17 protein-coding genes are annotated in these 13,202 nt (G+C 62.3%); 6 read left to right on the top strand and 11 right to left on the bottom strand.

Annotation, left to right across the window (positions count from 1 at the left end; all coding sequences use genetic code 11):
- Positions 1-57: 57 nt before the first annotated feature.
- Entirely contained in the window at positions 58-273 is a 216-nt protein-coding gene (locus AC2FLM_RS03260) for a phage head-tail joining protein (protein ID WP_496855530.1), read from the bottom strand.
- A 48-nt stretch (positions 274-321) separates the two neighbouring features.
- Here AC2FLM_RS03260 and AC2FLM_RS03265 point away from each other — a divergent pair, with 48 nt between their 5' ends.
- A complete protein-coding gene (locus AC2FLM_RS03265; protein WP_496855532.1) occupies positions 322-936 on the top strand; it encodes a plasmid pRiA4b ORF-3 family protein in 615 nt (204 codons plus the stop codon).
- 10 nt (positions 937-946) lie between these two features.
- Here the strand turns inward: AC2FLM_RS03265 and AC2FLM_RS03270 are convergent, their stop codons facing one another.
- Both AC2FLM_RS03270 and AC2FLM_RS03275 read right to left on the bottom strand, forming a co-directional pair.
- The gene (locus AC2FLM_RS03270) at positions 947-3,610 is read right to left on the bottom strand and encodes a terminase gpA endonuclease subunit (protein ID WP_496855534.1); all 2,664 of its coding nucleotides are present in this window, start codon (positions 3,608-3,610) and stop codon (positions 947-949) included.
- Positions 3,567-3,932, bottom strand: a complete 366-nt coding sequence (locus AC2FLM_RS03275; RefSeq protein WP_496856315.1) for a Hint domain-containing protein — start codon at positions 3,930-3,932, stop codon at positions 3,567-3,569. Before AC2FLM_RS03275 ends, AC2FLM_RS03270 begins: the two co-directional genes overlap by 44 nt.
- On the opposite strand from AC2FLM_RS03275, the gene AC2FLM_RS03280 reads away from it, so the two are divergent.
- On the top strand, positions 3,889-4,014 hold the full coding sequence (locus AC2FLM_RS03280; protein WP_496856329.1) for a hypothetical protein: 126 nt from the start codon (positions 3,889-3,891) through the stop codon (positions 4,012-4,014). The two genes, AC2FLM_RS03275 and AC2FLM_RS03280, sit on opposite strands and share 44 nt — an antisense overlap.
- Here AC2FLM_RS03280 and AC2FLM_RS03285 read toward each other — a convergent pair.
- The gene (locus tag AC2FLM_RS03285; RefSeq protein ID WP_496855536.1) at positions 3,991-4,587 is read right to left on the bottom strand and encodes a terminase small subunit, Nu1; all 597 of its coding nucleotides are present in this window, start codon (positions 4,585-4,587) and stop codon (positions 3,991-3,993) included. The genes AC2FLM_RS03280 and AC2FLM_RS03285 overlap by 24 nt on opposite strands.
- 117 nt (positions 4,588-4,704) lie before the next feature.
- Here AC2FLM_RS03285 and AC2FLM_RS03290 point away from each other — a divergent pair, with 117 nt between their 5' ends.
- From AC2FLM_RS03290 to AC2FLM_RS03300, 3 genes are all read left to right on the top strand, one after another.
- Positions 4,705-4,974 carry a hypothetical protein gene (locus tag AC2FLM_RS03290; protein ID WP_496855538.1) on the top strand — a complete coding sequence of 90 codons (270 nt, stop codon included), beginning with the start codon at positions 4,705-4,707 and terminating at the stop codon, positions 4,972-4,974.
- Positions 4,975-5,066: 92 nt separating this feature from the next.
- The gene (locus AC2FLM_RS03295; RefSeq protein WP_496855540.1) at positions 5,067-5,597 is read left to right on the top strand and encodes a DUF3489 domain-containing protein; all 531 of its coding nucleotides are present in this window, start codon (positions 5,067-5,069) and stop codon (positions 5,595-5,597) included.
- 603 nt (positions 5,598-6,200) lie between these two features.
- The gene (locus AC2FLM_RS03300) at positions 6,201-6,467 is read left to right on the top strand and encodes a phasin family protein (protein WP_496855542.1); all 267 of its coding nucleotides are present in this window, start codon (positions 6,201-6,203) and stop codon (positions 6,465-6,467) included.
- Between the two features lie 72 nt (positions 6,468-6,539).
- Here AC2FLM_RS03300 and AC2FLM_RS03305 read toward each other — a convergent pair whose 3' ends face one another.
- A complete protein-coding gene (locus AC2FLM_RS03305) occupies positions 6,540-6,806 on the bottom strand; it encodes a DUF7220 family protein (RefSeq protein WP_496855544.1) in 267 nt (88 codons plus the stop codon).
- Positions 6,807-6,834: 28 nt separating this feature from the next.
- Here AC2FLM_RS03305 and AC2FLM_RS03310 point away from each other — a divergent pair, with 28 nt between their 5' ends.
- Complete coding sequence (locus AC2FLM_RS03310) at positions 6,835-7,386, top strand: CIA30 family protein (protein ID WP_496855546.1); 552 nt, start codon at positions 6,835-6,837, stop codon at positions 7,384-7,386.
- On the opposite strand, the gene AC2FLM_RS03315 is transcribed toward AC2FLM_RS03310, so the two are convergent.
- The 6 genes from AC2FLM_RS03315 to AC2FLM_RS03340 all read right to left on the bottom strand — a co-directional run bounded on the left by AC2FLM_RS03315 (position 7,356) and on the right by AC2FLM_RS03340 (position 13,155).
- Positions 7,356-8,603: a DNA modification methylase gene (locus AC2FLM_RS03315; RefSeq protein WP_496855548.1), complete on the bottom strand. Its 1,248-nt coding sequence runs from the start codon at positions 8,601-8,603 to the stop codon at positions 7,356-7,358. The genes AC2FLM_RS03310 and AC2FLM_RS03315 overlap by 31 nt on opposite strands.
- A gap of 499 nt (positions 8,604-9,102) precedes the next feature.
- A complete protein-coding gene (trhA, locus tag AC2FLM_RS03320; RefSeq protein ID WP_496855550.1) occupies positions 9,103-9,786 on the bottom strand; it encodes a PAQR family membrane homeostasis protein TrhA in 684 nt (227 codons plus the stop codon).
- A 128-nt stretch (positions 9,787-9,914) separates the two neighbouring features.
- Complete coding sequence (locus AC2FLM_RS03325; RefSeq protein ID WP_496855552.1) at positions 9,915-10,337, bottom strand: DUF6362 family protein; 423 nt, start codon at positions 10,335-10,337, stop codon at positions 9,915-9,917.
- Complete coding sequence (locus tag AC2FLM_RS03330; protein WP_496855554.1) at positions 10,330-10,533, bottom strand: hypothetical protein; 204 nt, start codon at positions 10,531-10,533, stop codon at positions 10,330-10,332. Before AC2FLM_RS03330 ends, AC2FLM_RS03325 begins: the two co-directional genes overlap by 8 nt.
- Positions 10,530-10,877, bottom strand: coding sequence for a hypothetical protein (locus AC2FLM_RS03335; RefSeq protein ID WP_496855556.1), 348 nt, complete (start codon positions 10,875-10,877; stop codon positions 10,530-10,532). The genes AC2FLM_RS03330 and AC2FLM_RS03335 overlap by 4 nt, the downstream gene beginning before the upstream one ends.
- Positions 10,855-13,155, bottom strand: coding sequence for an AAA family ATPase (locus tag AC2FLM_RS03340; protein WP_496855558.1), 2,301 nt, complete (start codon positions 13,153-13,155; stop codon positions 10,855-10,857). Before AC2FLM_RS03340 ends, AC2FLM_RS03335 begins: the two co-directional genes overlap by 23 nt.
- Between the last annotated feature and the right edge of the window lie 47 nt (positions 13,156-13,202).

Below are 13,202 nucleotides of genomic sequence, written 5' to 3' on the forward strand. Positions count from 1 at the left end.
ACGGTAGAGGGGCCGCCGGCGGACCAGCGCCAAAAGCGATCGAAGAGGCCCATGGGATCAGAGCCCTTTCCCCGTAGTCACACGGACATGGCGCACCATGCGCCGACCCTCGGCCGCGGCAATCTCGCGGTCGAGCGCCTCGATCGCCCGGTCGATCTCGGCCAGGCTGCGATAGTCGACCGTCTTGCCGTCATAGCTGACGCGCGCCACGCCGGAGGAGCGTTGTGCGGTCAGCGTGTCGCGGCGGGCGCGGAGGTCCGTGATTGTGGCCATGGCCGTCACCTTGTTATGTTGCCGCCAAACCCAAGCTCAGGTCGTGCCATGTCCCAGAAAATCGCCAGGATCAGAATCGAGCTCGCGCATCTTGAACCGACGATCTGGCGGCGGGTCGAGGTCAGCCTGACGACCAATCTCAGGGCGTTGCACGAGATCATCCAGGCGGTCATGCCCTGGGAGAGCTATCATCTCTATGACTTCCGGATCGGCGACCGTGTCTATGGCGAGCCCGATCCCGAGGATGCGCTCTGGGGCCGCAAGATCTACCAGGCCCGGAGCATGCGCCTCGGCATGCTCGTCGATCGCGGGGTTGCGGAATTCCTCTACACCTACGATTTCGGCGATGACTGGCAGCATCGGATCCTGATCGAGGAGGTCACCGACGCGGTTCCCGGCACCGACTATCCCACCTTCGTTGACGGAGAACGCACCGCGCCTCCGGAAGACGTTGGCGGTCCGAATGGGTTCATGGACTTTGTCGAAGCCATGGCCAAGCCCCGCCATCCGCAACACCGGGACATGGTCCGCTGGTATGGCGGTCCGTTCAATCCGGTGGATTTTGGCGCGGAACACATCGCGGCCAACCTTCGCACCATCGCGCTGAAGCGAAAGGCGTCCCTAAAGGCCTTCGAGCGCAGCCGCAACAAGCGGCTGCACTGACCTCTAGCGCTCACCCCATGTAACTCGACCGCGCGACGCGCCGGACCTGTGCTTTTCGGGCAGGCTGTGAACCCGTCGCATTGGCTGGACGATCGCTATCATTGACCGCGAACTGCGCCGCCAGTTCCTCCCACCGGGAGTCCGACCAGCGATCCGCTCCGAGGATCCATGCGGCCGCCCTTGCATAGACTCGGCAATCGAGCGCCTCGTTGCGCTCGCGCAGCTTCTGCCATTCGAGTTTCGCGAAGCCGCGTTTGGTCTTCACCGTGACCAGTTGCTCGGCGGTCAGCTGTTTCAGCCATTCGGCGTCGATCCAGCCCGGCAGATGGATGACGCCAGGAAGAAACCGCTCTCCATCCGCCGGGCTGGTTTCCGGCGGCTCAAGCCGCAGGAAACGATATGTCTCCGCCTTGAAGGTGGATGTTGCCACAGACCAGAGCCGCGCGCCACGGCGCAGGCGTTTGCCGGCAATGGTCGCATCGACATAGGTCGGACCTGTCACCGGGCTCGCGCGGTTGAAGCCTTCGAGGCCCTTGACCGGCGCAACCTGCGCAAAGCCAACCTGGCGCGCCCAGGCATAGACAGCGGCCGTCTCGTAGCCCGTATCGATCGCCAGCCGTGCGATGGTCATCGACGTGCCGCTCGCGTGTTGCCAGGTGCGGCCCAGCAGCTCCGAGAGTTTCTGCCAGCAGGCCGGATCGCCGGGCCCACCCTCGATCACGATGTGGTCGATGAGCCAGCTCTGCAGGCCCTTGCCCCAGGCCCAGACATCGACCTCGATCCGGTCCTTCTGCACATCGGCCCCGGCGGTGAGGAACAGACCACCGATTGGCACCGTGCCTGCGCGCCAGTCTTCCTTCAGCCCCTGCAGCCGTTGCCAGTCCGGGGCCTCGCCGCTTTCCATCCATGTCTCGCCCAGCGAGGTGTTGACGAAGGTCTTCATCGTCTCGTCTCCACCGGCGCGTGCCGAGAGAAACGCCTTGGCCATGGCCTCGAGCCGCACCCAGGGCGAATAGATCTCGTTCAGATGGAACCCGGCGGTTCCGTCAAACGGGGCTTCCGCAATCCAGCGGCCCTTCGAGATCGCAGACCAACGTACCTCATCTTTCCAGGGCGCACCACAGTCCACGCAGTGGTAGCGCGCCGTTTCCGGAAGATGGCTGCCATCCTCCGCCTTGTCCCATTTGACCTGCTCCCAGGTCAGAACCTGTTCCGCCCCACAGGCGGGGCACGGCACCCAGAACCGGCGCTGGTCGCTTTCCTCAAAGGCCACCTCGATCCGGCTCGCGCCCTTGTTCGTCGGCGTCGAGACCAGCACGATCTTGCGGTTCCAGAAGGTCACCGTGCGTTTCTTCGCGAGGTTGACCGGGTCCCCCTCGGCGCCCGCACTGAACGGATAGCGGTCCACCTCGTCGCAGAGGAGCAACCGGATCGGCCGGCTTGCCAGACCCGAGGGCGCATTGGCTCCGACGATGGTCAGATGCCCGCCCGGGAACCGCTTGTGCAGGATCTTGTTGTTGCCATCGCGGGATTTCGGGTTGGCGATCTTGTCCTGCAGACAGGGCGTGTCCCGCGCCATCGGCGAGAAACGGTCCTTCGACCAGGTCTCTGCATCGCGCTCGGTCGGCATCACCACCATGATCGGTGCCGGGTCCTGGTCGATATGGTAGCCGACAGCGTTGTTGAGCATCTCAGTGTTGTGCGTCGGGATCATCGTTCGACCGGCCAGATAGAGCCGGTTCGGGCTGTCGACCTGAATGCAGCGCACCGGCACACTGTCAACTGGCTCGACCGCAACGATGCGGCGACGTTCGGTCTCAGAGGTCCGTCGCCCGTGCCGCGCAACCTGACGCGCGCGCTTTCGTGCCAACCGGAAGACCGGCGTATCGTCATAGATCATGAACGAGAACCGCGTCGCCGGTTTGCCAAAACGCCGTTCGCCATCAATGACCACAGTCGGTTGCTTGTCTACGACAGAAAACTTTATGCCGAGAGAGGCCAGTAATTCGCCAAAACCATCGGCCAGACTCGGATGAACCGTGATGAACTCACAGCGGCCGGATTCAGCTATGTAACCGTCGGTGTCCATCAGCCCTTGCAGAAGGGTCAACCTCTGATCTTTCGACGCACGCAGATAGGCTGGCGGAATATGCTTCCCGGTGGCCGGTGTTTTCCGCGACTTGATAAGACCAAGCTCACGAAGACGCAGGCTGAATGGTTTCCACACCTCGAGCACAGGATCCACGGTTGAGCCGTTTTTCCAAGCCAGCGCAAACTGACGTCCACATTCGGCACATTGGCCGTTTCCATGGCGACCAAGCATATCCGTGTCATGCCCACGGCGACAGACATGGGCCGGCCAAGGGAGCGTCGGTTTCAACGTCAGGATATGCGGAACGCGCTTATCCTTCGACTTGACCTCAACCTCCATTCCACAAGCGCGCAGATGATCGGCTATTTCCAGATCATCCTGATGCATTGTGATTTGTGAGCCGTAGCTGTGCCCGTCACCAAGCCAGACGCCGAGGGCATAAGGCGGGATGGGCAACTCGGCCTTGGGAAGCTGCAGCGCACCCGCCACTGGGATGGCATACCGGTTTCGTTTCTTCGACCCAAAGTAATGCGCTGTTTCAGCAATCTCCTTCGTCGTCAGGACCATGCGATGGCCGTTCATCAAACAGATCCCCCATCGCGTGGCAGGCGTGAACATCGGTATCGGACTCAACCGCCCAGAGGTGGTCGGCATCGGCGATGATCGAACTCCCGTCCGAGAACCGCACACGGTAACAGCGTCGGTTGAGCATCACCTCCGTGGCGGCGGTGACGCGGCAGGGCGTGCCGGTTTCGTCGAAAAGGATGTCGCCGACCTGCACCTCTCCCATCGTTGTCCAGCCGGTTGGTGTGGCAAGCGGTGTATCCAACGCCAGCGCCTTACCCACCTGTGAACTGGACATGATCACGACCGTTTCGGTGCCCGCGTCTGACACCGCCTCCATGATGCCGCGCTGGTATTCGGCTCGGCTGGTGCGCCATTGGCCGGGTTCGGCGCTGGCCTCAGAGCTCAGCCGCCTGTTCTGATCCGCCCAGGCGCTGATCGTCAGATCCGGTGGTGGTCGCAGCACCGCCAGGGCCTTCTCCACCGTCCGCTTCAGGATCGGCGATCCCATCAAGATCAGTCTCGGTCTCAAGTTCAATGTCAGGCTGCGCGAGATCATCGAGCACCTCGCGGATCGCAGTTCGGATCAGGTTCCGGGTGTCTCCGACGGTTGGTTGGTCAAAAGCCTGCGGCGCCAGCCGGTCCGGCAGCGCCAGCAGGCGGGTTCTGAGAAGCGCAAGCACGGCAATCCAGGCCGCCTCGATCTCATCGGCCGCGATCAGCGCCCGGCGCTTTTCTTCCGCCTCCATCTCGGCGAGATCGGCCCGGGCTCGAATGAAGCGGGCCCGCTCGGCCGCATAGTCCGGCGCGCCGGCCTGCGCCTTCAGCGCCTGGTCCCGCAGGTAGCGGACATAGCCGCGCACCGAGCCGATCAGGTCATATTGCCCGCGCTCGGCCTTCGGGATCACGCCCTCCCGGCTCAGCTGCTGCACCCGGCGTTCGGAGAGATCGAGGAGCCGCGCGATCACGCCGATGGGTTGGGCCGCCGATGACATGAGATGATCCCAACGCTCCGATCAAAGCCATGATATTGCTGCGATTATACTGGATGCACCTGCGCGCCAGAGCGAAGCTGGTGACAGGACAACGACACACCTGACGGAGCCAAACCGATGACCCGCCTGAACCCGCAAACAACACCCCGCCACGAACTCCACGCCGAAAAGGCGCGGCGGAACCGGGAAGCGGCACTCGCAGCCTTCGTCGCAAAAAAGGCCGAGATCGACGCAATGCTCGCCCGCCTGCAGGCGCTGAGCGATGACCACTTCGGCTTCGACCCGGACGCCATCAACTGGGGCAGCGTCGGCTCCATCGCCAGCGTGGCCGAGGACCTCGGACAGATCACCGACTTCCTGTTCGGCGAGGGCGAACACGCCGAGTGACGAACCAATACCCCGGGTCGGCCCGCCGGTTGGCGGGCTTTGACCGGTAGTGGGCGGCGCATTCCGTGTCGCCCGATAGCCGGAGACCCGACATGACACAGATCCAGTTGTCCCAAGCCCAGACAGTCCTCCTGTCGACCGCCTGCGCGCGCGATGACGGCGCCATCTTTCCCGTGACAGCCAATATCAAGGGCGGCGCTGTTGGCAATGTCTGCAAGAGCCTCCTCAAGCAGGGCCTGATCGAGGAGGTCGCGGCCACCGATCTCGACTCCGTCTGGCGGCACGACGAGGAGCGCGGGCCGATCACATTGCAGGCCACATCGCTGGCTTACATCACGCTCGGGATCGCGGACGGCCAGAGTGACACCTCGCAGACCAAAGCTCTGACCCCGCCCAGCCAGCGCCGGAAAGGGACCAAGCAGGAAACCCTGATCGAGATGCTACAAGCAGAGGGCGGCGCGACCATCGAGGAGATCGCAAATGCGCTCGATTGGGCGCCGCATACAATTCGCGGGGCGATGTCCGGGACGCTGAAGAAACGGCTCGGGCTGCTCATCACCTCCGAGAAGATCGAAGCTCGGGGCCGAGTGTATTCGTTGCGCTCGGACCACACTGGTGGATGAAGTCTGCAACCGCCGGTTTCTGAGGCGAAGACGCCTGATACTAAGTACTCGAGGAGACTGTGAGTGGTTCCTCGACTGTTTTGCAAGTAAGGTTGATTACGTTCCCCAACTGAGTGCCGGGCCGGTCGAGCGCCGGCACTTTTTTCTTCCCCCCTGAGGAGCGACGAAGTCATTTGTGTAGGCCCGTCTTCGGAGGCCGACCTGGTTTTGGTGGAAAGCGCGTATGCCTTTCGGAAGAGGGAGAAACGGCTCGACCATCAGCGAGATTGCCGCGGCCCTGAAGTGGACACCATGTACCGCTCGTGCGGCGGCTTCTGCATGCTGAAGAAACGACTCGGCCCGGTCGTCAGCTCCGAGAAGGTCGAGAGCCGCGGCAGGGTCTATCTACTTGCCGAATCCGAAGAAGTCTGATCAACGCCAGCAACATAGAATGTCGGTCCAGACCAGGCTGCGTGAGCATTCCGCGAGGAACGCGATTGCTCGAAGCAGGTTCGGTGAGAAAGGTGGCAGGAAACCGATCATGAGGTCGGCAAACTGTATACTGTCACCTCATTTACCACCGCCCCTTGGACCGCGTTCGATGGGAATGGAGACAAACTCGACATGACAACTTGGTATGACATCACAACCGAAAGCTTTCGGTTTGCAACGGCCCGCTTTCAGCACGCACTGGAGACACAACAGGCTCTGCTTACCTGCAAAAAACCGGAAGACTTCATTCGGCTGCAATCCGAGTATTTTCAGAATGCTTTTGAGCAGTACTTGTCAGAGGCAGGCCGCTTTGCCGGAATGATGTCCAATTCGACGGCGCAAGCCCTGGGTAGTGCAAAATCCGCTTATTCGCGCTCTTACGACGATGTTCCTCTCTGATGCCTCTGTCGGCATCTTGAGCGAATACGGATCGCGGAATGCCTGAAGCACTGGGTGCAGCTGTCAATTCGCTCACCACAGCAAGAACCCTGTTGTCCATACCCTGATCGCCTCGAACAGGCGGCGCAGCGCTAAGGATCTCGCGATGCTGACGACCGTAAATATCCCGCCCATCGAAAGGTTCTGTGCCAAGGTGGTGTGCAAACCGAAGTGCGGAAAGATCAGGATTTGCGTGACGACAGCAATGCCATAGCCGATCACCACATTCGCTATGGCCTCAACCAGTGACATCAGGCGCGACTGTCGCTGCGCCGAGGGACTTGCGCAGGCGTCAGCCATTCCTAATTTCCCATTCATGCAAGACGACATGCTTTCCCCGACCGTCGCCCCAGAGATCATCGACGATCTCCGCTTTGACCCGCCACTCGCCGTGACCGGCAATGGCTGGGTGCTGGTGTCCGATCGGGTCATGGGCGGGGTCTCCAATGGCGCGGTGACCCGGGAAACCATCGCCGGCCGGGAGGCCATCCGCATGACCGGCGGTGTGAGCCTGGAGAACAATGGCGGCTTTCTCCAGGTCGCCCTTGATCTCGGCGAGGCAGGCGGTGTCGTGGATGCGAGTGCCTGGGACGGCATCCGGCTCGATGTGTTTGGCAACAACCAGACTTACAACCTGCATCTTCGGACGTCGGATATCCGCCGCCCGTGGGAGTCCTACCGCCAGGGCTTTCATGCCCGCCCCGAATGGACGACCGTGTTCCTGCCGTTCGGCAACTTTGCACCACATCGAACCGAGCGGCCACTGAACCTCAGCCGACTGCGGCGCGTGGGTCTTGTTGCCATTGGCCGGGAGTTCGAGGCGGACGTGGCGATTGCCGACATTCGCTTCTATGCCGCGTCTGACGCACCAGGCGGCTGAGCGGTCGAGATTTCGTCGAAGTTGCGCCCATCCCCATCCAACACGGCCTGTTTCCCGGTGAACTTCTGCCAACGCTGGACGGCCACATCGACATAGGCCGGGTTCAGCTCGATGCCGTAGCAGACGCGGCCCGTGGTTTCGGCTGCGATCAGCGTGGTGCCCGAACCCATGAAGGGCTCGTAGACCGCCTGACCCGGGCTTGAGTTGTTCAGGATCGGCCGACGCATGCATTCCACCGGCTTCTGGGTGCCATGAACGGTCTGTTCGTCCTGGTCCTTGCCCGAGATGTGCCAGAGCGTCGTCTGCTTTCGGTCGCCTGCCCAATGGCCCTTGCCGGATTTGCGGACGGCGTACCACGCCGGTTCATGCTGCCAGTGATAATCACCCCGGCTCAGGACCAACCGGTCCTTGGCCCAGATGATCTGCGACCGGATGGTGAAGCCGGCGAGTTCGAGGCTTTCCGCCACGGTCGCTGCGTGCAAGGCGCCATGCCAGACATAGGCGACATCGCCGGGGAACAGCGCCCAGGCCTCGCGCCAATCAGCGCGATCATCGTTCAGCACCTTGCCGGTGCGCCTGGTCTTCGCGGCGCCCGCCTGGTTGCGCCAGGACGGGTCATATTCCACACCGTATGGTGGATCTGTGCACATCAGGAGCGGCGAAACGCCGTTCAGCACCCGTTCGACATCCGTGGCGACCGTGCTGTCACCGCAAAGAAGCCGATGGTTGCCGAGGACCCAGAGATCTCCGGGGCGGCTGATGGGATCCTCCGGGGTTTCCGGGATCTCGTCTTCGCCCTCCTGCGGGCCGGTCCCTTCCTCAAGGCTCGACATCAGCCCGTTCAACTCGTCCTCGGTGAAGCCGGTCAGCCCGAGGTCGAAATCCGCCTCCAGCAAGTCGACCAGTTCGAGGTTCAAGAGGTCCTTGTCCCACTCGGCATTCTCGCTCGAGCGGTTGTCCATGATCCGGAACGCCCTGGCCTGGGCCTCGGTCAGACCCTTGGCGACATGTACCGGGGCTGTCTTGAACCCAAGCTTGCGCGCCGCTTCCAGTCGGGTGTGCCCGGCCAGAACGACCATCGCCTCGTCCACGACGATAGGCTGGCGCCAGCCAAATTCCTGGATCGAGGCGGCGACCGTGGCAATGGCCTGCTCGTTGCGCCGCGGATTGCGCGCATAGGGAATGATCTGCTCGAGCGGCAGGTCGACGACGTCCATGGGAATGTCCTTGGAGATGCCCGAAAGCGAAATGGGGTCCACACCCCGTTTCGGTTCAGGCGGGGGTTCTCAGGCCTTCAGGCCCTTGTTTTGTTGGCTTTGAGCGCAAAGCGAAACGAAACGGGTGTTTTCGGGGGCGTCACTGGGAAAGCGTCGCGCCTCGCCCGCCCGAATACAATCCCCGGCAGGAAGGACCCGTTCAATTTCAGTGGGTTAGTTGTCTCACGAAATCGTCTGGAGAACGGTTTGTGTGGTCAATTGCTCCCCGTTCGCCTTCTTCGAACCCCTCATTCGATCACACCCTCGTGTCTCACACGCTTCTTGCGAGTATGCCAAGTTTGTAGCCCTCAGAGTCGGGTTCTGTAACCCCTCTCGATGTCTCGCAAAAAAATGTCTCGCGCGACAGATTGGGGTTGACACGACGTGCGCCCACCAACCCGGCGATGAGCGAAAATACCTGCCGTAACGGCTCGCCTCATATGCAATCGGTCGCTTCAAGTCAGTCACGAAGAGGCGCCAGTTCGTCGATCGGCAGACCGGCGATGCAGAGGGCAACCGCAATGAAAAAGAGCACGCTGCCTGCCAGCACGAACACATGCCAGATGGTGTTGTGGAAAGGGAGCCGCTCGAACAGATAGAAGGCAACGCCACCCGTGTAGACGATCCCGCCGACAATCATCAGCCCCAGAACTGTCCCTGAAAGTGAGGCGAGCACCGAGCCACCAACGAAGACAACCGCCCAGCCCATCGCGAGATAGAGAGTGATTGCAAACCACCGAAATCGCCCGGGTGCGAACATCTTTAGGAATGAGCCAATGGCCGCCGAGCCCCAGAGACCTGCAAGAACCCCAGTCATTGGCGCACCCGACAAGAGCATGAACGGCGTGTAAGTGCCGGCAATCTTCAGATAGATTGCCGAGTGATCCAGACGCCGCAACAGGCCGTTCCATCTCACACTGTCGATCATGTTGTAGAGGGCAGAAAACGTTAGCATCAGGATCAGGGTTGTCCCATAGATCGAGGCTCCCAGGACGGCGGCAGACTCTGAGCGGTAGATTACCGTGAGCGTGATCAGAACCGGCACCGCGATCAGCGCCAGAGTGACCCCGACGATGTGAATAACGCCATCGCTGAGCCGCTCGGCGCGGGTATAGGCCGGACGGATATGTCCAAAATGTCTCATAAAAAACATCCTACGCCACGCATTTTCTGTGCGCCAATGAAAACCGATCACAACCCCCTGCAGACCAATCCGCAAGGCGCGCCGCCCCCTTTGGAGCTTTGACTCCATGATCCTTTGCGCTTGTTCAGTCACCGCGCCCCGCTAATCACGAACTCCATCGACCGCTTCTGCGGCACCCGTCTCCCGTTCAGTCGCCACACGATCACCGCGATGCCATACTGCCAGCGCCGGTTGGCAGTCGCGCGGCTGATGCCCAGTTCCCAGCAGATCGGCTTCCAGGGCTTTCGGTTCGCTCGGAGCCAGACGATCCGGGCGTCATCCTTCTCGAGCCAGCGCAGCCAGAGCAACGCCTCCTCGGCCTGAGTGATCTGGCGCGGGCTCGGTCGTGGCCGACGCATCTGCGGTTCCTGTCCGACCTGATCGGCGAAGCTGTGGAAATACTCGGGCCAGGCGTTGAAGTAGCCCTGCGGTTTCACAGCCGGCAACTGCGAAAAGACGTCAGCCGCCAGCTCCAACCGGTCCTGGACCATCGCGGTTGTCCAATCAGCCATTTTGACTCTCCTTCTGCCCCTGGCCGTAAAGTTTCTCACCGAGTTGTCGAACCAGCTCACGCTCGGGCCATGTCAGCCGATGATCGTCGACGGAAACCGCAAGGACACCTTGCTCCTTCCAGCCCTCACGTTTGACCTCATCCGGGCTGCGGCGGGTGCCGCCAAAGCCACGAGGAGCAAAACTCATGCGCTTCATGCCACACCTCCCTGCGTCTCGATGGCCCAGAGCAGCAGGGCGATGGCATCAGCCTCGTTGTCATCGGCCGGGCTGTAACCACGCGTGCGGGCGGCATCGATCATCGCCTGTTTGGGTGCGTTGCCCTTGCCGGTCGCGTGGCGCTTGATCGTGCCAACGGGAACGCCTTCGTAGGGCACGCCGCGCAATTCACCCCAGCAGGTCAGCGAGGCCATCAGCCCGCCATAGACATGGGCCGCATACGTGCCGGCATGGCGGCGGACCTCCTCGAACCAGATGGCCGCGATCGGGCCGGACAGCCGGTCCAGTTCCGTCAGCCAGTTAGTGAAACGTAGGTAGCGCATGCCGCCACCGTCGTAGCGACCGGGCTTGAAGCTCGCCGTGCCGCTGGTGATGAGACCGTCTGCGGACCGGAGCGCCCAGCCTGTCGTGGTGCCGAGATCGAGGGCAAGGATGGTGCGTGCCGGTTCGGACAGCGGCGGCGTTTTCTGGGTTGCGTCGGAGACCCGACGCAGCCTCACCCTTGACGAACTTGATCACACCTTTGGTGGTCAGGACGTTCAACCGATCACGAATGCTCGTCTGGCCGCTGAGGCCGCTCTGGTTCTCAAAGGACTGGGCAAACAAGGTCATCGTGTACATGCGGCCTGCGCGCGCTTCACGCTCCAGAATATCGGTGATGACTTCACCCTTGCGTTCGCGCTCGGCATCGTGCCGTGCCCCGAGTTCCGCCCGCACAAGCCGCTCGTTCATGGGATTGATTTCGACCCATTCTCCCTTGACCTTGTCGATCAGTTTCGGGTCCAGCGCCGGTCCGTTGCGCAGCTCGATCTCCAGCTTGCGCTGCGGACTGTCCTCATCGGGGCGGTGCAGGATGAGGCCAGAGGTATAGAACCCGCGCAGCGCGCTGGCGCCCGAGAGGGCCAGAAACGGGTCGTCCTTCACCTGCTGCTTCGAGAGTTTCTTGGTGTGGTGAACGAGGATCACCCCGCAGTCGGGGTTGATGTGATCGCGCAGAACCTCAACCCGATCTTTCAGGAAGAACATCATGGCGGTGTTATCGTTCTCGCCACCGCCGTCGGGGCCGCCGTCAAAGAGGTTCCGGATCGGGTCGATGCAGATGATGTCGACGGGTTCTGTGCGGAAGGCGCGCCGGATGGCTTCCGCCACGCGGATACTGCCCTCGGTGTCGAGGAGCATCTTCAGCTTCGGCGTGGCCACGAGATTGTCGCGCGCGGCGGCTAGGAGGTGCGGCGACAGGCTAATCTGCTGCATCCGTTCGCGCAGGTAATGATACTGGATCTCGGCCTGCAGGTAGAAGACCCTGAGCGGCCGGGGTGGCGTGAAGCCAAGAAACGGCTGCCCGGCGGCCATGTGTACGAGCCAGGAGATCAGGAGGTCACTCTTGCCCACCTTTGGCGCACCGCCCAGCACCAGGAGCCCACCAGGCGTCAGCACACGCGGCGCGATAATGTCGGCCGGCATTGGCGTGGTGTCATCCAGGAGCGCGCCCAGCGTGAAGGTGGGCATCTCGTTCGGTGCAGGGGCCGCGCTGTCGAGGCGGATGAGCGGGGGCCCATGCTTCTCGACATGGAGGGCCCAGAGCCGCTCGGACTCGCGCTTCAATCGTTCCACCGGCCATTGGGGGCGTAGCATGGCGGCGTTGTAGCCACAGATCGCTTCCCAGCCCTCATCCTTCGAGAGGCGACCGTCGTGGACCATGCGAATGAAATACCCAATGGCAGCCGAAGCGCCCTCGAACCGCGACCAGTCATCCTGACCGCCTTCGCGCACGGGCGTGACCAGCACGTCGTCGGTACGCGGCTTCTCCGGCGTTGCAAAATCCGGCGCAAGATTGATCCCCGGCGCGGGCGGCATGTCGGCGACGGCCTCGATGAACTCGCCCAGATCCCGTTCGAGGGTCGCGTGCAATTCGACGATCTGCACCTGGGTCTTGAGGTTGTTCTTGTAATAGACCGAGCCCGCCACCCGGATTGGCTGGTGGGCAGAGCGGAAGTGCAGGTCACCCCCCACCTTGGCCGCGATATCACCCCGCAGGCGCGTCACCCGCGCGATATCGCTGCCCTCGGCGGGTTCGGTGAGTTTCCACCAGACATGCGCCTTGCGCTGACCCTCGGGCGTGATGCCACCGCTTTCCACCACCATGGTAGGCGGCCCGAGGTGGCGCTCGAGATGGGCGCGCTTTGCGGCAATGTCGCCATTGTCGATATCGACCACCACGGCCTGCATCTGCAGCACCTCAGCGGCCTTGGCTTGCCCTGCGGCGGCGACCGTGCCGGGGATCACATAGACGGCCGCACCCTCGCGCGACGCCCAATGGGCAAAGGTCGCCATCTTCTCGGAGACAGCGCCGCTGGCCTCGATCCAGATGTTATGGGGGCGCCCATCGATGCCCTGGCCCTTGTCGATGAAACTCCGGACCGGGATCAGCCCGTCGCAATAACCGAAGACCACCTCCATGAATTGGGCGATCTGCTCGGGATCGGGCTCATCGCCGAACACATCCTCCACGGGTGCCGCATCGTTGAAGTCGCGCCATGGGTTGAAATGGATCAGGTTTTCCTTCGGCAGCTCAGCGCGGTCTTCGGGATCGTGGGTCATTGCGGCATCCTCGGGTGTCTCGGGTGTCTCGGGCGGCGGGGCCATTG

Source organism: Ruegeria sp. SAZD011, from assembly GCF_059612545.1.